Annotated in this window: 26 protein-coding genes; 5 read left to right on the top strand and 21 right to left on the bottom strand. The window is 66.0% G+C overall.

Annotation, left to right across the window (positions count from 1 at the left end):
- Positions 1 to 62: 62 nt before the first annotated feature.
- The 5 genes from BLM15_RS26610 to BLM15_RS26590 form a co-directional block, all read right to left on the bottom strand.
- Positions 63 to 764 carry an ABC transporter ATP-binding protein gene (locus BLM15_RS26610; RefSeq protein WP_126115566.1) on the bottom strand — a complete coding sequence of 234 codons (702 nt, stop codon included), beginning with the start codon at positions 762 to 764 and terminating at the stop codon, positions 63 to 65.
- A complete protein-coding gene (locus BLM15_RS26605; RefSeq protein WP_126115565.1) occupies positions 751 to 1536 on the bottom strand; it encodes an ABC transporter ATP-binding protein in 786 nt (261 codons plus the stop codon). Before BLM15_RS26605 ends, BLM15_RS26610 begins: the two co-directional genes overlap by 14 nt.
- On the bottom strand, positions 1536 to 2489 hold the full coding sequence (locus BLM15_RS26600) for a branched-chain amino acid ABC transporter permease (protein ID WP_126115564.1): 954 nt from the start codon (positions 2487 to 2489) through the stop codon (positions 1536 to 1538). The genes BLM15_RS26605 and BLM15_RS26600 overlap by 1 nt, the downstream gene beginning before the upstream one ends.
- A 1-nt stretch (position 2490) precedes the next feature.
- The gene (locus tag BLM15_RS26595; protein ID WP_126115563.1) at positions 2491 to 3363 is read right to left on the bottom strand and encodes a branched-chain amino acid ABC transporter permease; all 873 of its coding nucleotides are present in this window, start codon (positions 3361 to 3363) and stop codon (positions 2491 to 2493) included.
- A 286-nt stretch (positions 3364 to 3649) separates the two neighbouring features.
- A complete protein-coding gene (locus tag BLM15_RS26590) occupies positions 3650 to 4786 on the bottom strand; it encodes an ABC transporter substrate-binding protein (protein ID WP_126115562.1) in 1137 nt (378 codons plus the stop codon).
- 236 nt (positions 4787 to 5022) lie between these two features.
- Here BLM15_RS26590 and paaG point away from each other — a divergent pair, with 236 nt between their 5' ends.
- Genes paaG through BLM15_RS26570 form a run of 4 tightly spaced genes read left to right on the top strand, consistent with a single transcriptional unit; the run spans position 5023 to position 8202 of the window.
- A complete protein-coding gene (gene paaG, locus BLM15_RS26585) occupies positions 5023 to 5808 on the top strand; it encodes a 2-(1,2-epoxy-1,2-dihydrophenyl)acetyl-CoA isomerase PaaG (protein WP_126115561.1) in 786 nt (261 codons plus the stop codon).
- A complete protein-coding gene (gene paaI / locus BLM15_RS26580; protein ID WP_126115560.1) occupies positions 5805 to 6251 on the top strand; it encodes a hydroxyphenylacetyl-CoA thioesterase PaaI in 447 nt (148 codons plus the stop codon). Before paaG ends, paaI begins: the two co-directional genes overlap by 4 nt.
- A gap of 37 nt (positions 6252 to 6288) precedes the next feature.
- Entirely contained in the window at positions 6289 to 7599 is a 1311-nt protein-coding gene (gene paaK / locus BLM15_RS26575) for a phenylacetate--CoA ligase PaaK (RefSeq protein ID WP_126115559.1), read from the top strand.
- A 6-nt stretch (positions 7600 to 7605) separates the two neighbouring features.
- Positions 7606 to 8202, top strand: coding sequence for a TetR/AcrR family transcriptional regulator (locus BLM15_RS26570; RefSeq protein ID WP_126115558.1), 597 nt, complete (start codon positions 7606 to 7608; stop codon positions 8200 to 8202).
- A 28-nt stretch (positions 8203 to 8230) separates the two neighbouring features.
- Here the strand turns inward: BLM15_RS26570 and BLM15_RS26565 are convergent, their stop codons facing one another.
- Positions 8231 to 11680: an indolepyruvate ferredoxin oxidoreductase family protein gene (locus tag BLM15_RS26565; RefSeq protein WP_126115557.1), complete on the bottom strand. Its 3450-nt coding sequence runs from the start codon at positions 11678 to 11680 to the stop codon at positions 8231 to 8233.
- Between the two features lie 144 nt (positions 11681 to 11824).
- Between BLM15_RS26565 and BLM15_RS26560 the strand changes: the two genes are divergently transcribed.
- Positions 11825 to 12283 (top strand): Lrp/AsnC family transcriptional regulator, encoded by a 459-nt coding sequence (locus tag BLM15_RS26560; RefSeq protein ID WP_126115556.1) that lies wholly within the window; start codon positions 11825 to 11827, stop codon positions 12281 to 12283.
- Between the two features lie 30 nt (positions 12284 to 12313).
- Here BLM15_RS26560 and paaZ read toward each other — a convergent pair whose 3' ends face one another.
- The 15 genes from paaZ to BLM15_RS26485 all read right to left on the bottom strand — a co-directional run bounded on the left by paaZ (position 12314) and on the right by BLM15_RS26485 (position 26420).
- Positions 12314 to 14374, bottom strand: a complete 2061-nt coding sequence (gene paaZ, locus BLM15_RS26555) for a phenylacetic acid degradation bifunctional protein PaaZ (protein WP_126115555.1) — start codon at positions 14372 to 14374, stop codon at positions 12314 to 12316.
- 62 nt (positions 14375 to 14436) lie between these two features.
- The gene (locus BLM15_RS26550; RefSeq protein WP_126115554.1) at positions 14437 to 15201 is read right to left on the bottom strand and encodes a Phenylacetic acid catabolic protein; all 765 of its coding nucleotides are present in this window, start codon (positions 15199 to 15201) and stop codon (positions 14437 to 14439) included.
- Complete coding sequence (gene paaE, locus BLM15_RS26545) at positions 15191 to 16264, bottom strand: 1,2-phenylacetyl-CoA epoxidase subunit PaaE (RefSeq protein ID WP_126115553.1); 1074 nt, start codon at positions 16262 to 16264, stop codon at positions 15191 to 15193. Before paaE ends, BLM15_RS26550 begins: the two co-directional genes overlap by 11 nt.
- Positions 16265 to 16271: 7 nt before the next feature.
- Complete coding sequence (gene paaD, locus BLM15_RS26540; RefSeq protein WP_126115552.1) at positions 16272 to 16775, bottom strand: 1,2-phenylacetyl-CoA epoxidase subunit PaaD; 504 nt, start codon at positions 16773 to 16775, stop codon at positions 16272 to 16274.
- A 10-nt stretch (positions 16776 to 16785) separates the two neighbouring features.
- Positions 16786 to 17553: a 1,2-phenylacetyl-CoA epoxidase subunit PaaC gene (gene paaC / locus BLM15_RS26535; protein ID WP_126115551.1), complete on the bottom strand. Its 768-nt coding sequence runs from the start codon at positions 17551 to 17553 to the stop codon at positions 16786 to 16788.
- Positions 17553 to 17837 (bottom strand): 1,2-phenylacetyl-CoA epoxidase subunit PaaB, encoded by a 285-nt coding sequence (gene paaB, locus BLM15_RS26530; protein ID WP_126115550.1) that lies wholly within the window; start codon positions 17835 to 17837, stop codon positions 17553 to 17555. The genes paaC and paaB overlap by 1 nt, the downstream gene beginning before the upstream one ends.
- Before the next feature lie 25 nt (positions 17838 to 17862).
- Complete coding sequence (gene paaA, locus BLM15_RS26525) at positions 17863 to 18867, bottom strand: 1,2-phenylacetyl-CoA epoxidase subunit PaaA (RefSeq protein WP_126115549.1); 1005 nt, start codon at positions 18865 to 18867, stop codon at positions 17863 to 17865.
- Positions 18868 to 18895: 28 nt separating this feature from the next.
- Positions 18896 to 20101: a 3-oxoadipyl-CoA thiolase gene (gene pcaF / locus BLM15_RS26520; protein WP_126115548.1), complete on the bottom strand. Its 1206-nt coding sequence runs from the start codon at positions 20099 to 20101 to the stop codon at positions 18896 to 18898.
- A 228-nt stretch (positions 20102 to 20329) separates the two neighbouring features.
- Positions 20330 to 21061 carry an amino acid ABC transporter ATP-binding protein gene (locus BLM15_RS26515; protein ID WP_126115547.1) on the bottom strand — a complete coding sequence of 244 codons (732 nt, stop codon included), beginning with the start codon at positions 21059 to 21061 and terminating at the stop codon, positions 20330 to 20332.
- The gene (locus BLM15_RS26510) at positions 21042 to 21695 is read right to left on the bottom strand and encodes an amino acid ABC transporter permease (protein WP_126115546.1); all 654 of its coding nucleotides are present in this window, start codon (positions 21693 to 21695) and stop codon (positions 21042 to 21044) included. The genes BLM15_RS26515 and BLM15_RS26510 overlap by 20 nt, the downstream gene beginning before the upstream one ends.
- Positions 21695 to 22396, bottom strand: a complete 702-nt coding sequence (locus BLM15_RS26505; RefSeq protein WP_126115545.1) for an amino acid ABC transporter permease — start codon at positions 22394 to 22396, stop codon at positions 21695 to 21697. Before BLM15_RS26505 ends, BLM15_RS26510 begins: the two co-directional genes overlap by 1 nt.
- Positions 22397 to 22461: 65 nt before the next feature.
- On the bottom strand, positions 22462 to 23265 hold the full coding sequence (locus BLM15_RS26500) for a transporter substrate-binding domain-containing protein (RefSeq protein ID WP_126115544.1): 804 nt from the start codon (positions 23263 to 23265) through the stop codon (positions 22462 to 22464).
- A gap of 75 nt (positions 23266 to 23340) precedes the next feature.
- Positions 23341 to 24321 carry a 2-hydroxyacid dehydrogenase gene (locus BLM15_RS26495; protein ID WP_126115543.1) on the bottom strand — a complete coding sequence of 327 codons (981 nt, stop codon included), beginning with the start codon at positions 24319 to 24321 and terminating at the stop codon, positions 23341 to 23343.
- Positions 24322 to 24384: 63 nt separating this feature from the next.
- Positions 24385 to 25584: a mandelate racemase/muconate lactonizing enzyme family protein gene (locus BLM15_RS26490; RefSeq protein WP_126115542.1), complete on the bottom strand. Its 1200-nt coding sequence runs from the start codon at positions 25582 to 25584 to the stop codon at positions 24385 to 24387.
- 71 nt (positions 25585 to 25655) lie between these two features.
- Positions 25656 to 26420: an SDR family oxidoreductase gene (locus tag BLM15_RS26485; protein ID WP_442859404.1), complete on the bottom strand. Its 765-nt coding sequence runs from the start codon at positions 26418 to 26420 to the stop codon at positions 25656 to 25658.
- Positions 26421 to 26422: the final 2 nt, after the last annotated feature.

Genomic DNA, 26422 nt, shown 5'->3' with positions numbered 1-26422 from the left:
CTTCAGGACGCGATAAGGCCAACGCCCACAACAGAGCGTTGTCGATCGTGAGGAGCGACGACTCAGATTCCCAGATAGGCCGCTCGGATGCGCGGTTCGGCGATCAGCTCGTTGGCTGCACCGCTGAAGACGATGCGGCCGGTCTCCATCACATAGCCGCGATCGGCGATCTGCAGGGCCGCATAGGCGTTCTGCTCGACGAGGAGGACGGTGACGCCGAGGGATTTCAGGGTCTTCACGACGTCGAGGATCTGCGCCACCAGGATCGGCGCGAGCCCCATGCTCGGTTCGTCGAGCAGCAGGCAGGCGGGCCGTGCCATCAAGGCGCGGCCGATCGCCAGCATCTGCTGTTGCCCTCCGGAGAGGCCGCCGGCCGGCAAATTGCGCTTCTCCTTCAGGACCGGAAACATCGCGAAAGCGTCGGCCATGTCGCGCTCGACCCGTTCATCGGCGAAGAGATAGGCGCCGAGCCGCAGATTCTCCTCCACGGTCAGGTTGGTGAAGATCAGCCGGCCTTCCGGCGATTGTGACAGGCCTAAGCCGACGCGGCGATGAGCCGGAATAGCCTTCAGCGCCTCGCCCCGGAAGATGATCGCGCCGCCGCTCGCCGGCTGCACGCCGGAAATGCAGCGCAAAAGTGTCGTCTTGCCGGCGCCATTGGCGCCGACGACGGTGACGATCTCGCCGGAGCCGACCTCGAGGTCGACGCCGTGCAGGACCTCGATGCGGCCATAGCGCGAGCGCAGCCCTTCAACCGAGAGCATGGCCGGTCTCCGTCGCCTGCGTTCCGAGATAGGCTTCGATCACCCTCGGATCGCGCGACACCGTCGCTGGCGAGCCCTCGGCGATCTTCTCGCCGCGGTCGAGAACGACGATGTGGTTGGAAATGCGCATCACCAGCTTCATGTCGTGTTCGACGAGCAGAACGGCGACGCCGGATTTGGCGACCTCGGCGATCAGATGGTCGATCTCCTCGGTCTCGACCGCGTTGCAGCCGGCGGCAGGCTCGTCAAGCAGCAAGATGCGTGGCTCGAGCGCGAGCGCGCGGGCAATCTCAAGACGTTTGAGGGCGCCGTAGGAAAGCGACGAGGCTTCGTGCTCGGCAGCGCGCGCCAGGCCGACGCGCTCCAGCAGTTCGCTCGCGCGAGCCTTCGTCACAGCACTGCGACGGCGTGAGGAGGGCAGGCAGAGAAGGTCGCTGAGGACCGCGCCGCGCTCCTTCAGATGGCAGCCCGTCATGGCGTTCTCCAGCACACTCATGCGCTGGAAGATCTGCAGGTTCTGGAAGGTGCGCGACAGGCCGCGTTCGGCCAGCCGGTTGGGCGCCATGCCGGTGACGTCCCGGCCATCCAACGTGATCTTGCCGCGCGCCGGCAGGTAGACGCCGGAGATCATGTTGAACAGCGTGGTCTTGCCGGCGCCGTTGGGGCCGATCACAGAGACGATCTCGCCCGGCGCCACCGCAAAGCCGACATCGTTGACGGCGCGCAGGCCGCCGAAATCGATGCCGAGGCCCTCGACCAAAAGGAGCGTCATCAGCCCCTCCCCTTCAGGCGGCGCATAATCGAGGGCAGGAGCCCGTCGCGCATGAAGATCATCACCAGCATCATGATCAGGCCGAGGATGAGGTTCTCGTATTGCTGCAGCACGGTGAGCGCCTGCGGCAACAGCGTCAGCGTCGCGGCGCCGAGGATGGCGCCCGGCACCGAGCCGACGCCACCGAACACCGTCATCGTCACCAGCTCGACCGAATGCAGAAAGCCGGCAACGTCAGGCGTGATGAAGCGGTTCATCAGCGCCAGCAGCGAGCCCGAGAGCGAAGCGTAGACGGCCGAGATCACGAAGGCCGAGAGCTTCAGCCGGGCGACGTCGACGCCGACGGTGCGGGCTGCGATTTCGGAATCGTGCAAGGCGCGCAAGGCCCGGCCCGTCGGGCTGTCCTGGAGGTTGAGCGCGACCCAGGCGCCCAGCAGCATCGCCAGTCCGGTCGCGGCGTACCAGAACTGTGCGTTGCTGAGGCCGATGCCGATCGCCGCAAGCGCGCCGCGCAACCCGAGCTCGGCGACTTCGCGCCCGTCCGGTCCACCGGTGATCTTCGCCTCGTTGGCGAGCACCATCGAGACGAGGATGCCGAAGCCGAGAGTGGCGACGGCAAGGTAATAACCCTTGAGCCGCAGGATCGGCCGGCCAATCAGCCAAGCCACGCCGCCGGAAAGCATAGCGCCGAGCAGCATGGCGAGGCCGGGATGCAAGCCGAGATAGCCCGGCGCCAGCGCGCAGGCATAGGCGCCGATTCCGGCGAAGCCGGCATGGCCGAGGCTGATCTGGCCGGCAAAGCCGATCAGCACGACGAGGCCGGTGACCGCGAGCCCGTTGACGAAGATCAGCGCGCCGATGCGGTAATAGAAATTGGACGGGAAGAGCGCCGGCGCTAGCGCGATCAGTAGCGCCAGCACTATGAGGGTCAGATGCTTGCGGGACAGGCGCATGTCAGACCCGGTCCATCGCCTTGCGGCCGAACAGGCCTTGCGGCATGGCGAACAGGACCGCGAGGATGACCACGAAGGCGACGGCGTCCTTGTAGACGGAGCTGACATAGCCGGCCGTGAACGCCTCGATCAGCCCGAGCAGCAGGCCGCCGGCCAGCGCGCCGGCCGGGATGCCCATGCCGCCGAGCATGGCTGCAGCGAAGCCCTTCAGTGCGATCGCCACGCCAAGATCATAGCTCGTCAGGGTGATCGGCGTGACGAGCACGCCCGCCAATGCGCCGATGGCCGCCGAGACCGCGAAACTCAGCGTCATCATATGGTTCGGGTTGATGCCGACGAGGCTCGCGGCGATGCGGTTGTTGGCGGTGGCTAGCACGGCCTTGCCGGTCAGCGTATGGGCGAAGAACAGCCATAGGGCGAGGAAGATCGCGACCGCACCGGTGATGACCCAGAGGCTCTGCGGCAGGATCGTCGCGCCGAGGATTCGGATCGGATCGTCGCCGGAGAAACTCGGAAAGCGGTGCAACTGCTTGTCGAAGACGAGCTGCGCGCCGCCGCGCAGAAAGATCGAGGCGCCGATCGTGATGATAATCAGGCTGGCGACGGGTGCGCCCCGAGCCGGCTCGATCGCCAGCTTGTTGAGAAGCACACCGACCGCCGCAGTGGCGATGATGGCTAGGATCGCGGCGAGTGGCAGCGGGATACCGGCCTGCCAGGCGAAGAAGCTGATCATGCCGCCGAGCATGACGAACTCGCCCTGGGCGAAGTTCACCACGTCGGAGGCGTTGTAGATCAGGGTGAAGCCGAGCGCGACAAGCGCATAGACCGCACCGACCGTTATGCCCGACAGCAGATATTGCAGAAGTTCCGCCACTCTATGCTCCCCGTGGCTCGCCGTTCCCGGCTGCCGACCGATGGTAGTCTCTTTCTCGTTAGACCAACCGCCCTCAAGCATGCGGAGACGGAGATGTCGGGCGCGGGGACCCTTCTCCCGTGTGGGAGAAGGGCAGGGATGAGGGCCCGCCCTAGCCGCGGATGGCGCAACGGCACCGCCTCGCCCTGGCAATCAGCGGCGGTCCCTCACCCCTACCCCTCTCCCATCCGGGAGAGGGGATCCCGCGGATACTCCGCAAGTCACCGCTCGAAGGCCTTTTGCGGCCCTACTGCACCAGCGCCCAGTTGCCGCCCTTGATCTCGAGCATGCGGAACGCGGTGAGGTCGAGGCCGAGATGATCGCCCGCCGCCATGTTGAAGGTGCCGGTGACGCCGACGAAACCCTTGGTGTTCTCCAGCGCGTCACGGATCGCCTTCGGCTCGGCCTTGCCGGCGCGCTTGATCGCATCGACCAGGAGCCGCAGGCCGTCATGCGCATAGCCGCCGAAAGTGGACGCGGGCTGATTGAACTTCGCCTGATAGGCGCTCGTGTAGGCGCCGACGACTGCCTTCTGCGGGTCGTTCGCTGGCAGGAGGTTGGCGACGAGGACGGCAGTGCCGGGCAGGCGCACGCCTTCGGAAGCCGGGCCGGCGAGGTCGATGAAGCTCTTCGAGGCGACACCATGCGACTGGTAGAGCGGCGTCTTGATGCCGAGCTGGCCGTAATTGCGGGTAACGATCGCGGGCCCCTGGCCGAAGCCGGGATTGAGGATCGCCTGCACCTCGCCCTTCGAGCGGATATTGGTGAGCTGCGGGGTCATGTCGGCGTCGTTCGGGCCGTAAGTCTCCTCGGCGAGCACGGTGATGCCGAACTCGCCGATGACCTGCAGGCACTGCTTGCGCATCGAGGCGCCGAAGCCGTCGGAGCCGGAGATCAGCGCGATCTTGGTGAAGGCCTTGGCCTTCATGTCCTCGAAGATCTTGCGGCAGGCCATCCGGTCGGTATGCGGCGTCTTGAAGACGAAGGGCTTGACCGGATCGATGATCTCAATCGCGCCTGCCAGCGAGATGAACGGGATCTTGGCGTTCTCGACCACCGAAATGATCGACATGGTGGTGCCGGTGGTCGAGCCGCCGACGATGGCGACGACCTCGTCGTCCTCGACCAGGCGGGTGGCGAAGGTGCGCGCCTTGTTCGGGTCGCCGCCGTCGTCATAGAGGAAGAGCTTGATCTTCTGGCCGAGCACGCCGCCGGCGGCATTGATCTCGTCGACCAGCAACTTGAGTGTCTTGGCTTCGGGATCTCCGAGCGACGAGGCCGGCCCCGTCTCGGAGACCGAGGCGCCGATCTTGATGTCGGCGAAGGCCGGGCCAGCGAGGCCGAGCGTCAGCGCGAGCGCGCTGCCGAAGACTTTGAACTTCATCGTTTCCTCCCGGTGCCACGTATTTTTATGTCGTTCGTCGTCGCGCGGCTGAACGCTCAGAGCGCGGTCGTCGTCGTTCCCGCATGGCGCTTGGTTGAGCCTTGGGGCAGGTTTGCAACCTTCACCTGAGACCAACTCGCGCCTTGGTTGGATTAATAATTGACCGACCGTTCGGACTATGCAAGGGATTTTTTGAAGCGACGGCTCAAGGCCGCGACTGCATGGGAGGAAAGCAGATGTCCGATACGGTCAAGGTGGCGCTCGCCGACGGCCTGCTCAGGCTGACGCTCAATCGTCCGGACAAGCTCAATTCCTTCAACGAAGAGATGCATCTGGCCCTGCGCGCCGGCTTCCAGCGCGCGCACGACGAGAGCGAGATCCGTGCTGTCCTGCTGACGGGCGCCGGTCGCGGCTTCTGCGCCGGCCAGGACCTCGGCGATCGCGACCCGCGCAAGGAAACCTCGCCGGATCTCGGCCGCACGATCGAGACCTTCTACAATCCGCTCATCCGGCTGATCCGCAGCCTCGACAAGCCGATCGTCTGCGCGGTCAACGGCGTCGCTGCCGGCGCCGGCGCCAATATCGCGATCGCCTGCGATATCGTTTTGGCTGCCCGCTCGGCGAAGTTCATCCAGGCCTTCTCCAAGATCGGGCTGGTTCCCGATTCGGGCGGCACATGGAGCCTCGCGCAGTTGCTCGGCGAGGCTCGCGCCAAGGCGCTCGCCCTGACGGCGGAACCGCTCACGGCGGAGACTGCCGCGGCTTGGGGCCTGATCTGGCGCGTCGTCGACGACACCGAGCTGATGACCGAGGCCGAAGCGCTCGGCAAGAAGCTCGCGGCTGGCCCGACCTTCGGGCTCGGCCTGATCAAGCAGGCCATTCAGGCCTCGGCCGGCAATACGCTCGACCAGCAGCTCGATCTCGAACGCGATATGCAGCGGCAGGCCGGGCGCAGCGCCGACTATGCCGAAGGCGTGCTGGCCTTCCTCGACAAGCGCCAGCCTGAGTTCACCGGACGATGAGCCCCGATTTTTCCGATCCGGTCGCCGTCGCCCGCGCTTCAGCGCAGGCGATGTGGGAGAAGGACCTCGCCTCCCGCAGCCTCGGCATGAGCCTGGATGCGGTCGGTCCGGGCGAGGCGCGACTGTCGATGACCGTCACGGCGGCCATGACGAACGGCCACAAGACCTGTCATGGCGGCTATATCTTCACTTTGGCGGATTCGGCCTTCGCCTTCGCCTGCAACAGCTACAACCAGAACACCGTGGCGCAGCATTGCTCGGTGACCTTCCTGCGCCCGGCTTTCGAAGGCGACCGGCTGACCGCCAGCGCCAGCGAGGTCTCGCGCATTGGGCGTGGCGGCATCTACGACATCAAGGTGACGAACCAGAACGGCGAGCATGTCGCGGAGTTCCGCGGCCACTCCCGCACCGTCAAGGGCACGCCGATACCCGCGCCGGGCTGAGCGTTCCGGCCGAAACAAGACAAAGCGGAGGAAACCCATGGACGACCTTTCGCCCCGTCCGGGCGATCTCGACCCCATCGAAACGGCCTCGCGCGACGAGATTTCGGCGCTCCAGCTGACACGGTTGAAGGCGACACTCCATCACGCCTATCGGAACTCGGCGCATTATCGGACGCAGTTCGACAAGGCCGGCGTGCATCCAGGTGACCTGAAGACGCTGTCGGACCTGTCGAAATTCCCGTTCACGGTGAAGCAGGACCTGCGCGACACCTATCCGTTCGGCATGTTCGCGGTGCCGCGCGAAAGAATAACCCGCATCCACGCTTCCTCCGGCACCACCGGCAAGCCGACGGTCGTCGGCTATACGCAAAACGACATCGAGATGTGGGCGACCTGCGTCGCGCGCTCGATCCGGGCGGCGGGCGGCCGCGCCGGCGACATCTGCCATATCGCCTATGGCTATGGCTTGTTCACCGGCGGCCTCGGCGCCCATTACGGCGCCGAGAAGCTCGGCTGCACGGTGGTTCCGATCTCGGGCGGCATGACCGAGCGCCAGGTCTGCCTGATCCAGGACTTCAAGCCGCGCATCATCATGGTGACGCCGTCTTACATGCTGTCGATCCTCGACGAGTTCCGCCGCCAGGGCATCGACCCGCGCAGCTCCTCGCTGGTGGTCGGCATCTTCGGCGCCGAGCCCTGGACCAATGCGATGCGCGAGGAGATCCAGCAGGATTTCGACATGCACGCCGTCGACATCTACGGCCTGTCCGAGGTGATCGGCCCGGGCGTCGCCAGCGAATGCGTCGAGACCAAGGACGGTCTGCATGTCTGGGAGGACCATTTCTACCCGGAGATCATCGATCCCGAGACCGGCGCGGTCCTGCCCGACGGCGAGATGGGCGAGCTGGTCTTCACCTCCCTGACCAAGGAGGCGCTGCCGATCATCCGCTACCGCACGCGCGACCTGACCCGGCTTCTGCCCGGCACTGCGCGCGCCATGCGCCGGATCGAGAAGATCACCGGCCGCTGCGACGACATGATGATCTTGCGCGGCGTCAACATCTTCCCGACGCAGATCGAGGAGCAGCTCCTGAAATGCAGCGGTTTGGCCCCGCATTTCCAGATCGAACTCGTGCGTTCTGGCCGCATGGACGACATGATCGTGCATGTCGAGGCCATGCCACATGCCGCTGACGAGGCGGCACGCACCGCATCCGGCAGGGAACTTGCACACCACATCAAAAGCGTGGTGGGAGTCAGTACCAAGGTGATGGTGGGCGATCCTGATTCGGTCGAGCGTTCGGCCGGAAAGGCTAGACGCGTCGTCGACAACAGGCCGAAAGGGTAGCAGGCGATGGCCCGGACGAGGGCTGCAGATTTCGACGATAAGCGGCGCAGCATTCTCGACAGCGCCGCGGCCGTCTTCGCCACGCTCGGCATGGAGCGCGCCTCGATGGCGCAGATCGCCCAGGAGAACAACGTCTCCAAGGCGCTGCTCTACCATTATTACCCGAGCAAGGACCTGCTGATCTTCGATATCGGCCGCACCCATCTGATCGAGCTCGAGGCGGCGATCATCGAGGCCGACCGACCCGATCTCGAGCCTCGGGCACGGCTGCGCCATCTGATTGGTGGCGTGCTCGAGAATTACCGTACCGCCGCGAACTTCCACCAGGTGCTGCTCAACGGCACGGGCTCGCTCACCGAGGCACAGAGGTTGGAGCTGAGGGAGATGGAGCGCCGCATCGTCAAGGCGTTCTCGGACGTTCTGACCGATATCAACCCGGCACTGGCGCAGAGCCGCGCCGGGGTGACGCCCATCACCATGTCGCTCTTCGGCATCCTGAACTGGGTCTACACATGGTTCCGGCCGAGCGGCGCGCTCAGCCGCGAGGGTTATGCCGACATGGTCACCGCGCTGTTCTTGGACGGCGCCGGCGCGATAAAATAGGCCATCGCGCCGATCGCGAAAGCGCCGGTCAGGCTGCTTCCTTCGTCGCCGTCACCGCGGCCTCCTTCAGCAGCTTCTCCACCGTCGCCTTGGCCTGCGAGACGGCTGCCTCCTTCACCGGGCCGTAGCCACGGATGTCCATCGGCGCCTTGGCGAGTGCGACCAGCGCGTCCGGAGCCTGTACGGGCAACCGCGCCACGATGTCGTCGATGAGACCTTCGTACCAACCGATCAGCGCACGCTCCATCTTCCGCTCGGCAGTGTAGCCGAAGGGGTCGAAGGCCGTGCCGCGCAGGCCCTTGAGCCTGGCCATCAGCCGCAGCGGCGTCTGGATCCACTGACCGAAGCTGCGCTTCAGCGGCCGCCCGCGCGCATCTTTATCTCCGCCGAGGAAGGGCGGAGCAAAGTGGTAGTTGACCTTGAAGTCGCCATCGAAGCTCCGCTTCAGCTCATCGAGGAAGCCGGTGCCCATATGCAGGCGCGCAACCTCGTATTCGTCCTTGTAGGACATCAGCTTGAACAGCGAGCGGGCGACCGCGTCGGTGAGCACCTCAGAGTCGAACAGTTTTTCCGCCGCTCGGACCTTGTCGACACCAGCCCGGTAACGCCGCGCCCAAGCCGCATCCTGATAATCCACCAGGAAGCGCTCGCGGCGGGCGATCATCTCTTCCAGGCTCTCCGTCTCGAAGGCGGCCGGGGCCGGCGCGAAGGCTGCGGGATCGGCGGCCGCAAGCCGCCCGGCAGCGAAAGCCTGCCGGTTGCGCTCGACCGCCACGCCATTGAGTTCGATGGCGCGGTGCAGGGCCTCCAGCCCGACGGGAACCAGCCCCTGCTGCCAGGCATGGCCGAGCATGACGATGTTGGCGAAGACGGCGTCGCCGAACAGGTTCTCGGCCAGCGCATTGGCGTCGATGGCACGGACATTCCCGGCGCCGGCCACGCGTTCGATTTCCTTCAGCCGGCGACGCGTCGCGAGGTCGGCATCGCGCAGGCGCACGATGTCGCCCGTCGGCATCTCGGCCATGTTGACCAGCGCGCGCATGCCGGCCCGATAGGTGGCGGAGGCCTTGGGCGAGGACGATACGACGATGTCGCAGCCGATCAGCGCATCGGTCGAACCGTTGTCGATGCGAACCTGATTGACCGCCTCGGGCGTTGCGGCAAGCCGCAGGAAGGACAGCACCGGCCCGAACTTCTGGGCGAAGCCGGTAAAGTCGAGGACGGAGCTGCCCTTGCCTTCGAGATGGGCTGCCATGGCGATCAATGCGCCGACCGTGACGACGCCGGTGCCGCCGACCCCGGTGACGAGCAGGTCGTAAGGCCGGTCGAGTGCTGGCAGAGCAGGATTCGGCAACGCCCGGGCCCGGCCGACAAAGTCGTCCCCGCTTCCCTGCCGCTTCCGGCGGGTGGCGCCTTCCACCGTCACAAAGCTCGGGCAGAAACCGTCAAGGCAGGAAAAGTCCTTGTTGCAGTTGGAGAGGTTGATCTGCCGCTTGCGGCCGAACGGCGTCTCCTTCGGCTCGACGCTGAGGCAATTCGAGGCCACCGAGCAATCGCCGCAGCCCTCGCAGACGAGATCGTTGATGTAGGCGAAGCGCTGCGGGTCCTCCATCGTGCCACGCTTGCGCCGGCGGCGCTTCTCGGTGGCACAGGCCTGCTCATAGATCAGCACCGAGACGCCCTTGATCTCGCGCAATTCGCGCTGGACCGCGTCGAGCTCGCGACGGTGGTGGATGGTGACGCCATGCGGCAGGCCAGCCGGCGCGAATTTCTCCGGCTGATCCGAGACCAGCGCGATACGCTCGACGCCCTCGGCCCGCACCTCCTGCGCGATCGCGTGCACGCTGATCGGCCCGTCGACCGGCTGGCCGCCGGTCATGGCGACGGCGTCGTTGTACAGGATCTTGTAGGTGATGTTGGCCTTGGCGGCGATCGCCTGGCGGATCGCCATCGAGCCGGAATGGTAATAGGTGCCCTCCCCCAGGTTCTGGAAGATGTGGCCCCTGCCGGTGAACAGGGAGGAGGCCGCCCAGTTGACGCCCTCGCCGCCCATCTGGATCAGTGACGTCGTCTCGCGGTCCATCCAGCTCGCCATGAAATGGCAGCCGATGCCGGCCAGCGCCTTCGAGCCCTCCGGCACCTTGGTCGAAGAGTTGTGCGGACAGCCGGAGCAGAAATAGGGCGTGCGGGTCGCGCCCGGCACCTGGATGAGCCGCCCTGACTCGGGGTTCAGCGCCGCAGCACGCTCGGCCAGGCGCAGATCGGGAAACAGCGCGTCCAGCCGCTTCGCCACGATCGGCGCCAGCAGGCGCGGCGAGAGCTCGCCGATCCATGAGATCAGGCGATTGCCGTCCTCGTCGCGCTTGCCGACCATGGAATGCGGCTTGTGGCCGGGATAGTCGTAGAAATACTCCTTGAGCTGGCTCTCGATGATGCCGCGCTTCTCCTCGACGACGAGGATCTCCGCCTTGCCGCGCACGAACTCCAGCGCGGAGCGGCGGGCCAGCGGCCAGACCATGCCGACCTTGTAGATGTCGATGCCGTGGCTGCGGCAGGCCGCCTCGTCGAGACCGAGCAGACGCAGCGCCTCCATCAGGTCGAGATGCGCCTTGCCGGTGGTGACGATGCCGAAGGAGGCATCGGGAATGTCGTAGATGCGCCGGTCGATCGGATTCGCCTCGGCGAAGGCGAAGACGGCCATCTTCTTGGCCTCCATGCGCTCCTCGATCTGCGGCCCCGGCAGATCCGGCCAGCGATAGTGCAGCCCGGTGACCGGCGGCGTGTAGTCGGGTTCCCTGAACTGGCGCGGCGCCGGCAATTCAACCGACTGGCCGCTCTCGACCGTTTCCGAGATCGCCTTGAAGCCGACCCACATGCCGGAATAGCGCGACAGTGCGTAGCCGTATTCACCGAAGGCGAGGTATTCGCCGACCGAGGCCGGGTTCAGCGTCGGCATGAACCAGGCCATGAAGGCGACGTCCGATTGGTGCGGCATCGATGACGAGACGCAGCCATGATCGTCGCCGGCAACCACCAGCACGCCGCCATGCGGCGAGGAGCCATAGGCGTTGCCGTGCTTCAGCGCATCGCCGGCGCGGTCGACGCCCGGGCCCTTGCCGTACCAGAGGCCGAAGACACCCTGCACCGTCCGGTCCGGATTGGTCTCGACCTGCTGCGAGCCGAGCACGGCCGTCGCAGCCAGATCCTCGTTGACCGCCGGCAGGAACTCGATGCCGTGCTGCCGCACCAGATCCTTGGCGCGCCAGAGTTCGAGATCGACGCCGCCGAGCGGCGAGCCACGATAGCCGGAGATGAAGCCGGCGGTATCGAGGCCGTTAGCACGATCGCGCCGGGCCTGATCGAGCGCGACCCGCACCAGCGCCTGCGTACCGGTCAGGAAAACGCGGCCGTTGGTTCTGGTGTAGCGGTCGCCCAGCGCATAGTCGGAGAGCGGGCTGGTCGATGAGTGATCAGCCATGGCGTGGCCTCCCGAAAGATTTATTCGGGTGATTCTAAACTCGGCCGACTGGAAAGATTTGCCAATTTCACCGCCCCTCGTTGCCAGTCCGGTGAAATAGACCGAGAATGCGCTTCAACTAGGATAATCCTTTCAGGAACGGCGATGGAGCTCACCGAGCAGGACCGCAAGCTGATCACGCTGCTGCAGGCGGATGCGCGCATCTCCAATCAGGAGCTCGCGGAAGGTGCGGGCATGTCGGCCTCGGCCTGCTGGCGCCGGGTGCGGGCGCTTGAGGAAGCCGGCGTGATCTCGAGCTATCGCGCCATCGTCGATCCGGCCAGGGCCGGGCTTGCTTTCAGCGCGATGGTGCATGTCGCGCTGGTGCGCCACGAGGCCGACCACGTGACGACCTTCATCTCACGCGTGGCGGGGCGGCCCGAAGTGCTGGAATGCTTCGCGACCACCGGCGAGGCCGATTACCATCTGCATGTCGTCTGCCGCGACAAGGACGCCTATAACGATTTCCTGGAGCACTTCCTGTTCAGGCTGCCGGGCATCGCCAATGTCCGCACCAACCTCGTGCTGCGGGAGATCAAGGTGCACGGGCCGGTGCCGGTCTGACAGACCGGCACCCTTCTCGCGGCGCAGGGGCTACTGCGGCCAGGTCTTCGCCACCATGGTCAGCACGTCGTATTGCGCGACAAGCTGGGCATCCTGGTTGGTCACCGTGCAGTCCCAGCGCACCTCGCCGTACTCTTCGGTCTCGCGCGGATTGATCTGCTTGCAGGTCAGCGTCACCTGGAGCGCGTCACCGGGATTGACCGGCGTCAGGAAACGCAGGGCGTCGACCCCGTAATTGGCAAGCACCGGGCCAGGCGCCGGGTCGACGAACAGGCCCGCCGCAAACGACACGATCAGATAGCCATGCGCGACGCGCCCATCGAAGAACGGGTTCGCCTTGGCGGCTTCCTCGTCCATATGGGCGTAGAAGGTGTCGCCGGTGAAATGGGCGAAATGCTCGATGTCCTCCAGCGTCACCGTACGTGAGGCCGTGACGAGCTGGTCGCCGATCTCCAGCTCGGCCAGCGACTTGCGGAAGGGATGGATGCCGTCCTGGCGCGTCCTCGCGCCCTGGATCCAGCGGCCGGTGACCTCCGACAGCAGCCAGGGCGCGCCCTGGACGGCGGTGCGCTGCATGTAGTGCTTGACGGCACGCATGCCGCCAAGCTCCTCGCCACCGCCGGCACGGCCCGGGCCGCCATGGACGAGCACCGGCAAAGGCGAGCCATGGCCGGTCGAGGACTTGGCGCTGACGCGGTTGCCGAGCATGACGCGGCCATGCCAGGGGCCGAGCGCCCCAACGGCTTCGCGCGCGAAGGCGGCGTCATTGGTGAAGACCGAGGCGACGAGGCTGCCCTTGCCGCGCCGCGCCAGCTCCGCCGCCTCATCGATCGTCTCGTAAGGAATGATCGTGCTGACCGGGCCGAAGGCCTCGACATCGTGCACGGCCTTCGCGGCGCCGGGCTTGTCGCAATAGAGCAGCACCGGGCTGAGGAAGGCGCCGGCTTCGGCATCGCCCGACGTCAGATTGGCTTGGCTGGGATCGCCAGCGACGATCTCGGCATCCCCCTGCAGTTCGGCGATGCGGGCGCGGACCTCGTCGCGCTGAGCGAGACTGGCGAGCGGGCCCATCCGGGTCGCTTCCTCGCTGGGGTTGCCGAGCGCGGTCTTGGCGAGCCGGTCTCCCAGCGCCTTGATCAAGGGTTCGACCGAAGCGCGCGGTGCGATCACACGCCGGATCGCCGTGCATTTCTGCCCGGCCTTCACCGTCATCTCGCGGGCGACCTCCTTGACGAAGAGATCGAACTCCTCGGTTCCCGCGACGGCGTCGGGGCCGAGGATCGCGGCGTTGAGCGAATCCGCCTCCATGGTGAAGCGCACGGAGTTCTCGACGATCGCCTTGTGGGTGCGAAGCTTGCGGCCCGTCGCGGCCGAGCCGGTGAAGGTCACGACATCCTGGCAATCGACATGGTCGAGCAGATCGCCGACCGAGCCGCTGATCAGTTGCAGCGCGCCCTTCGGCAGGATGCCGGTCGCGACGATCCGGCGCACCATGAGCTCGGTCAGATAGGCGGTCTGGCTCGCAGGCTTCACGATCGCCGGCATGCCGGCGAGCAGCGTCGGCGCCAGCTTCTCCAGCATGCCCCAGCACGGGAAGTTGTAGGCGTTGATGTGGATCGCGACGCCCTCCAGCGGCGTCAGGATATGCTGGCCCGAAAAGCTGTTGTCGCGCGAGAGCGCCTCGACATCGCCATCGACGAGGGTGCGCGTGTTCGGCAATTCGCGCCGGCCCTTCGAGGCATAGGAGAGCAAGGTGCCGGCGCCGCCCTCTATGTCGATCCAGCTGTCGGTGCGTGTCGCGCCGGTCGCGGTGGAGAGAGCGTAGAACTCCTCCTTCGCCTCCATCAGCGCCTGGCCGAGCGCCTTCAGCATCAAGGCGCGCTCATGAAAGCTCATCTTGCGCAGCGCCGGGCCGCCGGCCTCGCGGCCATGCTCCAGGGCGCGCTTCATGTCGAGGCCGCTCGCGTCGATCAGCGCGACTTCCGCCCCGGTCGCCGCATCGAGCAGCGGCACCGCCTTGCCGGCGCCGCGGACCCAGTCTCCGGCGATGAAGGATTCGAGCTGGCGGACGGTCTTCACTGGCGCGTTCATTCCTTGGAGTCCCCTGTCGATCACGGGTGCGGCTTGTCGCCGTCGTCAGTTTGAGATGCGGATCAGGCCATGCCGGCGTTGCGCAGCACTTCGTCCACCTGTCGCTCCCAGGTAGCGGCGAGCTCGGCATTGCCGGTGTGGCGCAGCCCGAATTTCTTCTGCGTCGCGAAATGCGCCGAACTGCCGCTACCGAAGCTGGCGGCGACGCGGGGACGCCAATAGGCGAGCCCCTCGGCAACCAATGGGCGGTTGGCGGCATCCTCCAGCAGCTTCCGCAGCCCCTCCTCGCCGAGCTCCTTATGCCGCCGCTCGCGCGGCAGGATGGCGCGGAAGATCTCAGCCAGAGGCTGGTAGGAAAGCTGGGCGAACTCGTCGAGCTGGATCACCACGGCCTGGCCCATCAGCACGTTCATCACGACCGCATCGAGCCAGCCCTGCAGCGGGTAATGCAGCACGGCGAGCCGCATGTCGGCGCCATGGCGGGCAGCGCCAAGATCGCTGTCGCGGGCGACGCGATCGGCCCAGGGATGGTGGTTGGCATATCGCGAGATGTCGGCGCCGAACTCGCCCATGACGGCGAGCACGCGCTCGGCATGGTCGAGCTTCTCCAGCACGATGCGGGAGGCAGCGATGCGCTCCTTGATGCCCGGCCCCTGGTTGATGATATCGGCGAAGCCGGCGGCGCCGGCCAATTCGCTGTCGACGAAGGTCGCCATCAGCCTGAGCAGCTCGCCACGATAGCGCGGCGGCGCGTTCTCGGGCGTGGTCAGCTTGCCGCCCTGGGCCAGATAAGCCTCGAGCGGCATGGTGTCGGTGTCACTGGTCATAGGTCACCACCACCCGGTCCGAGAGCGGATAGCACTGGCAGGTCAGCACATAACCCTGGCGGACCTCGTAGTCCTCGAGGGCGTGGTTGGTCTCCATCTCGACCTCACCCTCGACGACCATGGCGCGGCAGGTCGAGCAGACGCCGGCCTTGCAGGCATAGGGCGCGTCGAGGCTGGCGCCGAGCGCGGCCTCCAGGATGGTCTGCCCGGTCTTGGCCATCTCGATCACCCGAGTCATGCCGTCGAGCGTGATCGTCGCGGTGCAGGTCGCGGCCTTGCCGTTGTCGGCGGCGCTCTTGACGACGTGCTTGCCACGGCGCGGCGCGGAGGCGAACAGCTCGAACTTGATCTGGTCGTCGCGCAGGCCGTGCTCGCGCAGCGCCGCGGCGATCGCCAGCATCATCGGCTCCGGCCCGCAGATGAAGGCCATGTCGATGGCGGCGATGTTGATCCAGCCCTTGAACAGCCGCGCGCATTTTTCGGCGTCGATGCAGCCGGAGAAGAGCTCGACCTCCTGCGCCTCGCTCTCCAGCACATGCACCACGTTGAAGCGGCCGAGATGGAGGTTCTTGATGTCCTCCAGCTCCTCGCGGAACATGATCGAATTGATCGAGCGGTTGCCGTAGACCAGCGTGAACCGCGATTTCGGCTCGCGCGCCAGCGTCGTCTTGATCAGCGAGAGCACCGGCGTGATGCCGCTGCCACCGGCGAAGGCGAGATAATGCCGCCCCTCCTCGGGTCGCAGCGGTACATGGAAGGCGCCCATCGGCGACATCGCCTCGACCACGTCGCCGGGCTTCAGCTCCTCGTTCGCCCAGGTCGAGAAAGCGCCGCCGTCGACGCGCTTGATGCCGACCTTGAGCACGCCCTCGTCCTTGCCGGCGCAGATCGAATAGGAGCGGCGCAGCTCCTCGCCCTCGAAGCAGCGGCGGAAGGTCAGGTACTGCCCTTGGGTGAAATCGAAAGCGGCGCGGTCCTCGACCCGCGGTGCGAGCGTGACGACGACCGCATCGCGCGTCTCGCGGCGGATATCGGCAACCTCCAGTGGAAAGAAGCGGGCCATCGATCCCTCAGATGCTCTTGAAGTAGTCGAACGGTTCGAGACAGTCGGTGCAGCGGAAATGCGCCTTGCAGGGCGTCGAGCCGAACTGGCTGATGCGCTCGGTCCTCTGCGAGCCGCAGCGCGGGCAGGACACCTGAAGCGGCCGCAGCGCACCGGCGCAGGCGGCCGTGCCTTCCACCGGCGGGGCGATGCCATAGTCGTGCAGCTTGGCGCGGCCCTCGGCGCTGATCCATGCGGTGGTCCAGGCCGGCGACAATTGCCGCTTGAGGACGAGCTTCTCGATGCCGTGCTCGCGCAGGCCGCGCTCGATCTCGAAATTGATCACGCCGGTCGCCGGGCAGCCCGAATAGGTCGGCGTGACCGTCACCTCCAGCGTGTCGCCCGCCCAGGCGACGTCGCGGATGATGCCGAGGTCGACCAGCGAGATCACCGGGATCTCGGGGTCCGGAATCTCGCCGAGCCAGGACCAGATCTCATCGATAGCAGGGTGCGATAGAGTGGCGGCGTCCATCAGCGCCTCCTCACCAGCGCGCACCGGGATAGGCGCGCTGCAGGAACTGCATCTCCGCCAGGATGAAGCCGAGATGCTCGGAATGAACCCCGCGCCGGCCGCCCTTCTGGGCGAAGCTCTTCTCCGGCGCCTTCAGTGTCGCATCGGCGAAGGTGCGGGTGACATGTTCATGCCAGGCCGCTTTGAGCGAGCCCGGCCCCGGTGCCAGGCCTGAAGCCACCAGCTCCTCGTCGAGCGCATCGGCGAGGAACATCTCGCCCGTATAGGGCCAGAGGAAATCCACGGCCGCCTGCATGCGGTCACGGCTCTCTTTGGTGCCGTCGCCGAGGCGGATCACCAAATCGGCGCTGCGTTCCAGATGATAGGCGACCTCCTTGGAAGCCTTCTCGGCGATCGCGGCGATGCGCTTGTCAGTCGAGCTCATCAGCGCCTTCAGCAGCGGCAGATGCCACGCGTCGAACAGATACTGCCGCATCACCGTGCGGCCGAAATCGCCGTTGGGCTGCTCGACCAGGAGAAGATTGCGATAGCCGGAGACGTCGCGCAGGAAGGCGATCTCGTCGGATGTCCGGCCCTTGCCCTCGGCCTCGCAGGCGAGCTCCAGCCAGAGCTGGGTCTGGCCGATCAGGTCGAGCGCCGTGTTGGCGAGCGCGATGTCCTCCTCCAGCGCTGGGGCGTGGCCGCACCATTCCGAATTGCGATGGCCGAGGATCAGACAGCTGTCGCCCATGCGCAACGCGAACTCGGCAATGGCCGGAGAGGTGGCAACCGCGGTCATCACATGTGTCCCACTTCGTCCGGCACGTCGAAGAAGGTCGGATGCCGGTAGACCTTGGCGTTGGCCGGATCGAAGAGCGGGCCCTTGTCGGAGGGCGCACTGGCGACGATGTCGGAGGAGCGCACCACCCAGATGCTGACGCCCTCGTTGCGGCGCGTGTAGACATCGCGCGCATTGTGAATCGCCATCTCGGCATCCGGCGCATGCAGGCTGCCGACATGCCGGTGGTTGAGGCCGTGCTGACCGCGGATGAAGACCTCCCAGAGGGGCCATTCGCTAGACATCGCTTTGCTCCTTCCGCTGGCGGCGCTATTCGGCGGCGATCCGCGAGGCTTGGCGCCGCGCCGCCTGCTTGCTCGCATGGGCGGTCAGCCCGTCGCGGAACCAGGCGCCGTCGTCCCAGGCCTTGCGCCGCGCCTCGAGCCGCTCGCGATTGCAGGGCCCCTCGCCGGCGATCACCGCGAAGAACTCGGTCCAGTCCGGCTCGCCGAAATCGTGGCCGCCCTTCGCCTCGTTCCAGGCCAGTGCCGGATCGGGGACGGTGAGGCCGAGATACTTGGCCTGCGGCACGGTCTGGTCGACGAACTTCTGGCGCAGCTCGTCATTGGAATCCTGCTTGATGTTCCAGGCCATCGACTGCGCCGAATGCACCGAGGCGTCGTCGGAGGGGCCGAACATCATCAGCGACGGCCACCACCAGCGATCGAGCGCATCCTGCGCCATCGCCTTCTGCTCCGGCGTGCCCTTGCTGAGCACGGTCATGATGTCGAAGCCCTGGCGCTGGTGGAAGCTCTCCTCCTTGCAGATCCGCACCATGGCGCGGGCATAGGGCCCGTAGGAGCAGCGCTGCAGCGGAACCTGGTTCATGATCGCGGCACCATCGACTAGCCAGCCGATCGCGCCGATATCGGCCCAGCTCAGCGTCGGATAGTTGAAGATCGAGGAGTACTTGGCCTTGCCGGAATGGAGCTGCTCGTACATCTGGTCGCGGCTGATGCCGAGCGTCTCCGCCGCGCAGTAGAGGTAGAGGCCGTGGCCGGCCTCGTCCTGGACCTTGGCGAGCAGGATCGCCTTGCGCTCCAGGGTCGGGGCGCGTGTGATCCAGTTACCCTCCGGCAGCTGGCCGACAATCTCGGAATGAGCATGCTGGCTGATCTGGCGGATCAGCGTCTTGCGATAATCCTCCGGCATCCACTCCTTCGGCTCGATCTTCTGGCCGGCATCGATGCGCTGCTGGAAGGCGCGCTCCTGCGGCTCCATCTCGTCGAGGCTGCGGACCCGCTTCGCCTCGGTCTTCACCATCTGGGCATACATCGGCTCGCCTCCTGTTCCGGTTCGCGCGTCAGACGCGCTCGAGGATCACTGCAATTCCCTGCCCCACGCCAACGCACATGGTGCACAGAGCAAAACGCCCGCCGCTGCGCTGGAGTTGCCACATCGCCGTTGTCGCCAGCCGGGCGCCGCTCGCGCCCAGGGGATGACCCAGCGCGATCGCGCCGCCATTCGGGTTCACATGCGGCGCATCGTCCGGCAGGCCGAGTTCACGCAGCACCGCGAGCCCCTGCGCCGCGAACGCCTCGTTGAGCTCGATCACATCCATCTGTCCGAGCTCCAGCCCGGCACGCTGCAGCACCTTGCGCACCGCCGGCACCGGGCCGATGCCCATGATGCGCGGCGCGACGCCGGCTGCCGCCATGGCGACGACGCGAGCACGCGGCGTCAGGCCGTTCGCCTTTGCGGCAGCCTCGCTCGCCACGATCAGCGCCGCCGAGCCGTCATTGACGCCGGAGGCGTTGCCAGCGGTCACACTGAGATCGGGGCCGTTCACGCCCTTGAGCTTGGCCAGTTGTTCGAGCGTCACGTCGGGGCGCGGATGCTCGTCGCGGTCGACGATGACGGGATCGCCCTTCTTCTGCGGCACGGAGACCGGCGCCATCTCGTCGGCGAAGCGGCCGGCGGCCTGGGCCGCAGCCCAGCGCTGCTGGCTGCGCAGCGCGAACGCGTCCTGGTCGACGCGCGAGACACCAAAGTCGGCGGCGACATTGTCGGCCGTCTCGGGCATGGAATCGATGCCGTAGGCCTTCTTCAGCTTCGGATTGACGAAGCGCCAGCCGATGGTCGTATCGTAGACCGCGTTGGCGCGTGAGAAGGCGGCGTCGGCCTTCGGCATCACGAAGGGCGCGCGCGACATGCTCTCGACGCCGCCGGCGAGCATCAGCTCGCAGTCGCCGGCGCGGATCGAGCGGGCGGCGAGGCCGAGCGCATCGAGTCCCGAGCCGCAGAGCCGGTTGACCGTGGTGCCGGGCACGTCGACCGGCAGCCCGGACAAGAGCACGGCCATGCGTGCGACATTACGATTGTCTTCGCCAGCCTGGTTGGCGCAACCGAGAATGACGTCGTCGACTTGGGCCCAATAGACGGACGGATTGCGCTGCATCAGCGCCGCCAGCGGGATCGCCGCAAGGTCATCGGCCCGGACGCCCGAAAGCACCCCGCCATAGCGGCCGACGGGCGTGCGAACCGCATCGCAAATGAAAGCGTCCGCCAAGATGCGCCTCCCCGAAATCCGTCGTGCCGTTTTTATCAACCGACCGGTCGGTCATTTAATTGCACGAATTCAAGGAGAGATCAACTGGGCCAGACGCAGCTGTTACAATCGCCCTCCCACCGCGAAGAGCGCCACGGGCAAACCCATGGCATCGCGCTCACGGAAGCGCGGCAACCGGGCTCCGGCCCGGTTCAACAACCGGCGGCGAGCTACAAACCCGCGGTCTGCTCAGTGCTTGCCTGCACCGACGAAATTGCGAAGCTCGGGTGTCTGCGGCTCGGCGAACAACGTCTTTGACGGGCCACTCTCCCAGATTTTGCCCTGATGCATGAACACCGTGGTATTGGCGACCGTGCGGGCAAAATTCATCTCGTGGGTGACGAGCAGCATGGTCATGCCGTCCTTGGCGAGTTTCTCCATCACCAGCAACACCTCCCCTGTCAGCTCGGGGTCGAGCGCGGAGGTGACCTCGTCGAAGAGCATGACTTTCGGCTTCATCGCCAGCGAGCGGGCGATCGCGACACGCTGCTGCTGGCCTCCGGAGAGATTGTCCGGATAACTGTCGAACTTGTCGGAAAGCCCGACCTGGGCGAGCACGTCCTTCGCCAGCGCCAGCGCTTCCGCCTGCGGCACGTTCTTGGTGATGCGCGGCGAGAGCATGATGTTCTGCCCGACGGTCAGATGCGGAAACAGGTTGTAGCTCTGGAAGACGATACCGACGTCCTTGCGCAGCTCACGCAGCCGTTTCTGGTCCTGGTCGACAGCATGGCCAGCGACCTCGATGCGTCCCGACTGGAAGGCCTCCAGCCCGTTGACGCAGCGCAGCAGCGTCGACTTGCCCGAACCCGAGCGGCCGATGAGCGCGACGACCTGGCCGGGCTCGACGGCGAGCGAGACGCCTTTCAAGACCTCCAGCGAACCATAGCTCTTGTGGACGTCTTCAATGAGGACGGCTGGCATTCATCACCTTTTCGAGATGGCGGCTGAGCCGGGACAGTGGGAAGCAGATGGCGAAATAGATCGCTGCCACCAGCGTGAAGATCTGGAAGGGCTGGAAGGTCGCGTTGTTGACGAGCTGGCCGGCCCGCGACAATTCGACGAAGCCGACCACCGAGACGATCGAGGTGTTCTTCACCAACTGGACTAGGAAGCCGACGGTCGGCGGCAGCGAGATGCGCACCGCCTGCGGCAGGATCACATAGCGGTATGTCTGCGCCGGCGAATGGGCCAGCGAGGACGAGGCCTCCCATTGCTGGAACGGCACCGCCTCGATCGAGCCGCGCCAGATCTCGGCGAGATAGGCCGAGACATAGATTGCGAGCGAGGCCGAGGCGGCGAAGAAGGGCGGCAGCTCGATGCCGAACAGCGACAGCCCGTAATAGCTCATGAACAACACCATGAGCACCGGTATCGACTGGATTACCAGGATGTAGCCGGACGCAAACCGGCGCAGCAGCTTGACCCGCGACAGGCGCAGGATGGCGAGGACGCCGCCCATCAGACCGCCGATCAGGAAGGCGATCGCCGTCAGCAGCAGGGTCCAGCCGGCGGCGCGGACAATGAAGAGGACTTCAGGCCAACCGAAGGTCGTCATCACGCCGCCTCCGCCTTGGCGTCGAGACGGTCGAGGCTGGAGAGGCGCGGAAAGATTCGCCGGCCGAGCCAGAGCAGCGAGACCTTCAGGCTGAGTGCCAGCGCGAGATAGATCAGTGTGACGACGATATAGGTCTCGAAGCTGCGGAAGGTGTTCTGCTCGATGATCGCCGCCGTGCCGGAAAGCTCGGGCACCGAGATGAAGGAGCAGATCGAGGACGCCAGCAGCATCAGCACGAACTGGCTCGACAGCGCCGGCCAAACCCGCGCCAGCGCCGGCATCAGCACGACATACTGAAAGACCTGGCGCTTGGTCATGGCGAGCGACAGGCCGGCCTCGATCTGCGAGCGGTGGATCGAGTCGACGCCGGCGCGAATGATTTCGGTCGCGTAGGCGCCGAGGTTCAACGTCATGGCGAGCAGCGCGGCTTCCGTGCCCGACATGCGGATGCCGATCAGCGGCAGCCCGAAGAACATCATGAAGAGCTGCACCAGGAAGGGCGTGTTGCGCATCAGCTCGACATAGGCGTCGACGAGCATGCCGACCCAGCGGCCGAACAGGCTCTTAGCCGCGACGAGCAGCACCGCGAGCGCGAGGCCCAGGACGATCGCGCCGAAGGACAGCCCGATCGTCAGGAGCACGCCGTTGAGGATGCGGTCGGCTTCGGCGAAGACCGCGTCGAACTGGAACTGATACCGCATGATCCCTTCCCTGCAGGTCGCGCAAAGCCGGCGGAGGAATGCTCCGCCGGTAGCTCAGGGACTAGTCAGAAGGTCGGCAGCTGCGGCAGCGGCGAGCCGACCCACTTCTCGGAAATGGCGTTCAACTCACCGTTCTGCTTGATGTAGTAGATCGTGTTGTTGAGCCATTGCCTCAGCTCGTAGGCGTCCTTGCGGACGGTCATCGAGTTGGGCTGCATGCCGAAGACAAACTTCAGCTCCGTCTCGGTCTCGCCGCGCGCCTTGATCGCGGCGTTGGCCTGCGCATCGGGGCCGGCGATCGCCTCGACCTGCCCGGAGAACAGCGCCTGCATGGTGGTGGCGTCGTCCTCGAAGCGCAGGATGGTGAGGTTGAGTTCCTTCTCGCGATTGGTGAACTCGCGCTCGACACTGGAGCCGCGATTGACGCCGACCTTGCGGCCCTTGAGGTCGGCCCAGTCTTTGATCGGCGTGCCCTTCTTGGCGTAGATGCCGGTCTGGAAGGCGCTGTAGGGGATCGTGAACATCACCGCCTTGGCACGCTCGGGCGTCGGCGCCAGCGTCGCGATCAGGAAGTCGACCTTGCCGGCCTCGAGCGCTGGAATGCGCGAAGGCGGGGTGAGCGGCACGATTTCGACCGGCACGGCCAGATACTTGCCGACCAGTGCCGTGACGTCGGCATCGTAGCCGATCGCGTTGCCCTGGGCGTCGACGGAGCCATAGGGCGGGGCGCCGATGAGCACGCCGATCTTGACCTTGCCGCGCTTGACGATCTCGGTGACCGTCTGGGCCGAAGCTTGGCTCGCCGCCAGCATGCCCGCGCCGAGTGCCAGCAACGTGCCGGCGATCCTGAGTTGCCTGAAGACTTTCATTGGACGTTTCCCTGGTTGGCGGCTTTGCCCGCCTTCGTTGTTTCCGGCTTCGTCCGGCCGGCTGCTGGAGAGGGTTCAGGCCTGTGCGGCCCTGACGAGATTGACGAGCGGCTCACCTGCCGCACTGTGGCGGATATTGTCGGCGATGGTCTGCTGGCGGCGCCGGATCGTGCCGCCGGTCCAGCCGGACATGTGCGGCGTCATCACGATGTTCGGCAGTTCGTGGAAGGGCAGCGTCGCCGGCAACGGGTTGGCGTCCGCCGGCCCCGGATAGCGATACCAGGTGTCGATCACCGCGCCGCCGATCCGGTTGTCCTTGAGCGCACCATAGAGTGCGGCTTCGTCGATGATCGGGCCGCGGCCGACATTGAAGATCACAGCGTCCGGGCGCATCGTCGCGAAGGCAGCCGCTCCGACCAATCCCTTCGTTTCCGGGGTCAGCGGCAACGACACGACGATCACGTCGGCCGAGCCCCAGAATGCGTCGAGCTCGTCCAGCGTGAAAGCGCGGTCGACCAGCTCAGACGTTTCGACCGGGCTCCGATTGGCGACATGAACCCGCATCTCGAAGGCCTTGGCTCGCCGGGCGATTGCCTTGCCGATATGGCCGAAGCCGAGCAGGCCGATCGTCTTGCCGGCGATCTCGCCATGGACCCGGTCCGGCGCGCCGGCCCAATAGGCCCAGTCGCCCTGGCGCAGGCGCCGATCGGCATCAGCCAGCGGGATATGGCGGGCCAGCAGCGCGCTCATGACATATTCGGCGATCGCCTGCTCGTGGCCGAAGCAGTTGCAGACACTCGCGCCGTCCGGCAGCGCTTTCAGATCGACCGCGTCATAGCCTGCGCCGGGGACGTGGAAGAGCTTGAGGCCATCAGGCCTGGGAAGCGTGCCGTCGAACTTGACGCCGATAATGACATCCGCCTCGGCATAGGCGCGCCGGTCGGCCTCGTCGCTGAGCGCATCCGGCAAGATCCGGATGTCGGCCTCGCCGCCGACAAGTTCCCTGAAACCTTGGCTGAAGGACGCCGCGTTCTCGCCGTGGAAAATGATACGCATGAACTCATCCGATGTCGCAGGCAGGGGGCCGGACAGGCTCGGCGGCCCGGTCGAGATGGAAGCTCAGAGCGTCGAGCGGCGAACGGTCAGGTCGGATCGCTCGAAAACGGCGGGCAGCAATTCGACGCCGAGCCCCGGGCCTTCCATCGGCAGCACATAGCCGTCCACGAACACTGGCATCTCGGTGACGAGCTCGTTGTACCAGCCGGTGTAGAAGGCCCGGACGGATTCCTGGATCAGCGTGTTGGGCTGGCTGAACGAGGCGTGGATCGCCGCAATGAAGCCGACCGGGCCGATGCAGTCATGCGGCGCGAAGGGCCGGTGATAGGTCTCGGCCATCGCCGCGATCTTACGGCCTTCGGTCAGGCCGCCGGTCCAGCACAGGTCCGCCATGACGATGTGCATGGCATCCCGGTCGAGCATATCCTTGTAAGGGAAGCGCGAGCCCAGCGTCTCGCTGGCGCAGACCGAGACGGTGGTCGAGCGCGCATATTCGGCGAGCGCCTGCGGCGAGTTCATCCGGATCGGATCCTCGTACCAGGTCGGGCTGTAGGGCTCGAGCGCGCGGGCGATCTTGATCGCGGTCGGCAGGTTCCAGAGTGAGTGGAACTCGACCATGATCTCCATCTTGTCGCCGACGGCCTTGCGGATTTTCTCGAAGGGCTCGATCGCCTTCTTCATCTGCGCTGGCGTGATGTGGACGCCCTGGTTCTCGATGGCGGGCGGATCGAAGGGCCAGATCTTCATGGCGGTGATGCCGCTTTCGAGCAGGCTTTCGGCCACGGCATCGGCACGGTTCATGAAGCCGTCGAGGTCTTCATAGGGACCTGCGGATTCGCCGAGATTCCAGGTCGAGACCGGCTTGATGTTGTGCGAGCGTACATACTTGTAGCCGGCGCAGGTGTTGTAGATGCGCTGCCGATCGCGGCAGAGGCCGCCCAGCATCTGGTGCACCGGCTGCCCGCAGACCTTGCCGAAGATGTCCCAGAGCGCAATGTCGACGGCCGAGGTGGCGCGCGACTCGACGCCGGTCGATGCCTGAGCCATCGGCAGGTTCGACATCTCGCGATGCAGCGCCTCGATATGCAGCGGATTCTTGCCGAGCAGGCGCATCGACAGCGTGTCGTGCAAATGCGACTCGACCGCTCCGGCGCCATAGAAGGTCTCGCCCAGGCCAATGATCCCGGCATCGGTGTGGACGCGCACCCACAGGACGTTGGCGAACTCCTCGGTCCGCATCGTCTCGATGGCGGTGATCTTCATGGCGCTTTTCCCTGGACTTCAGTTTGGTCGCGCTTGGCGCGTCGATGTTCTTGGTCGGATTGCCTGATGGCCTAGAGCACCGAGATCATGCCGCCATCGACATAGATGATCTGGCCGCTGACATAGTCGGAGGCGGAAGAGGCGAGGTAGACGCAGGTGCCGACGAGTTCGTCCGGCCGGCCCCAGCGCCGGGCCGGCGTGCGGCCCTTCACCCAGGCATCGAAGGTCGGATTGTCGATCAGCGGCTGGTTCATGTCGGTCAGCATGTAGCCCGGGCCGATCGCGTTGGCCTGGATGCCGAGTTCGCCCCATTCGGCCGCCATCGCCTTGGTCAGCATCTTGATGCCGCCCTTCGCCACCGTGTAGGGCGCAACGGTGGCGCGGGCGAGCTCGCTGGTCAGCGAGCCGATATTGATGACCTTGCCGTGGCCGCGCCTAGTCATGCGGCGGGCAGCCTCGCGGCCGGCGACGAAGGCGCTGGTCAGATTGGTGTCGATCACGCGCTGCCAGTCGGCCGTCTCGAGCTCCAGCATCGGCCTGCGGAACTGGATTCCGGCATTGTTGACGAGGATGTCGACCGCGACGCCTTCGGCATCCAGCGCCTCGAACGCGGCGACGACCGCGGCCTCGTCGGTCACATCGAAGCGCAGGCCGCGCGCAGCATGGCCGGCGGCCGTCAGGGCGGCGACGGCCTCGTCGAGGCGGCCCTGGTCGGCACCGTTGAGGATGATTGCGGCTCCCGCAGCGGCGAGCCCTTCGGCCATGGCGCGGCCGAGCCCGCGCGACGAGCCGGTCACGAGCGCGGTGCGCCCGGAAAGATCGAACAGGGTGTTCACGT

It is taken from the genome of Bosea sp. Tri-49 (genome assembly GCF_003952665.1).
Classification (GTDB): Bacteria; Pseudomonadota; Alphaproteobacteria; order Rhizobiales; family Beijerinckiaceae; genus Allobosea.
The sequence above is the reverse complement of the archived record's forward strand: the minus strand, read 5'-3'. Positions and strand labels throughout refer to the sequence as shown.

Bases quoted from the DNA above. Each gene is read 5' to 3' on its own strand.
- paaK (WP_126115559.1), top strand. From the start codon at position 6,289: ATGGACGACCTTTCGCCCCGTCCGGGCGATCTCGACCCCATCGAAACG.
- paaZ (WP_126115555.1), bottom strand. From the start codon at position 14,374: ATGAACGCGCCAGTGAAGACCGTCCGCCAGCTCGAATCCTTCATCGCC.
- BLM15_RS26495 (WP_126115543.1), bottom strand. From the start codon at position 24,321: ATGCGTATCATTTTCCACGGCGAGAACGCGGCGTCCTTCAGCCAAGGT.
- BLM15_RS26605 (WP_126115565.1), bottom strand. From the start codon at position 1,536: ATGACGCTCCTTTTGGTCGAGGGCCTCGGCATCGATTTCGGCGGCCTG.
- paaB (WP_126115550.1), bottom strand. From the start codon at position 17,837: ATGTCTAGCGAATGGCCCCTCTGGGAGGTCTTCATCCGCGGTCAGCAC.
- paaA (WP_126115549.1), bottom strand. From the start codon at position 18,867: ATGTATGCCCAGATGGTGAAGACCGAGGCGAAGCGGGTCCGCAGCCTC.
- BLM15_RS26490 (WP_126115542.1), bottom strand. From the start codon at position 25,584: ATGAAGATCACCGCCATCGAGACGATGCGGACCGAGGAGTTCGCCAAC.
- BLM15_RS26500 (WP_126115544.1), bottom strand. From the start codon at position 23,265: ATGAAAGTCTTCAGGCAACTCAGGATCGCCGGCACGTTGCTGGCACTC.
- BLM15_RS26505 (WP_126115545.1), bottom strand. From the start codon at position 22,396: ATGCGGTATCAGTTCCAGTTCGACGCGGTCTTCGCCGAAGCCGACCGC.
- paaI (WP_126115560.1), top strand. From the start codon at position 5,805: ATGAGCCCCGATTTTTCCGATCCGGTCGCCGTCGCCCGCGCTTCAGCG.
- BLM15_RS26570 (WP_126115558.1), top strand. From the start codon at position 7,606: ATGGCCCGGACGAGGGCTGCAGATTTCGACGATAAGCGGCGCAGCATT.
- BLM15_RS26610 (WP_126115566.1), bottom strand. From the start codon at position 764: ATGCTCTCGGTTGAAGGGCTGCGCTCGCGCTATGGCCGCATCGAGGTC.
- paaE (WP_126115553.1), bottom strand. From the start codon at position 16,264: ATGGCCCGCTTCTTTCCACTGGAGGTTGCCGATATCCGCCGCGAGACG.
- BLM15_RS26600 (WP_126115564.1), bottom strand. From the start codon at position 2,489: ATGCGCCTGTCCCGCAAGCATCTGACCCTCATAGTGCTGGCGCTACTG.
- BLM15_RS26590 (WP_126115562.1), bottom strand. From the start codon at position 4,786: ATGAAGTTCAAAGTCTTCGGCAGCGCGCTCGCGCTGACGCTCGGCCTC.
- paaG (WP_126115561.1), top strand. From the start codon at position 5,023: ATGTCCGATACGGTCAAGGTGGCGCTCGCCGACGGCCTGCTCAGGCTG.
- paaD (WP_126115552.1), bottom strand. From the start codon at position 16,775: ATGGACGCCGCCACTCTATCGCACCCTGCTATCGATGAGATCTGGTCC.
- paaC (WP_126115551.1), bottom strand. From the start codon at position 17,553: ATGACCGCGGTTGCCACCTCTCCGGCCATTGCCGAGTTCGCGTTGCGC.
- BLM15_RS26515 (WP_126115547.1), bottom strand. From the start codon at position 21,061: ATGCCAGCCGTCCTCATTGAAGACGTCCACAAGAGCTATGGTTCGCTG.
- BLM15_RS26565 (WP_126115557.1), bottom strand. From the start codon at position 11,680: ATGGCTGATCACTCATCGACCAGCCCGCTCTCCGACTATGCGCTGGGC.
- BLM15_RS26560 (WP_126115556.1), top strand. From the start codon at position 11,825: ATGGAGCTCACCGAGCAGGACCGCAAGCTGATCACGCTGCTGCAGGCG.
- BLM15_RS26550 (WP_126115554.1), bottom strand. From the start codon at position 15,201: ATGACCAGTGACACCGACACCATGCCGCTCGAGGCTTATCTGGCCCAG.
- BLM15_RS26510 (WP_126115546.1), bottom strand. From the start codon at position 21,695: ATGACGACCTTCGGTTGGCCTGAAGTCCTCTTCATTGTCCGCGCCGCC.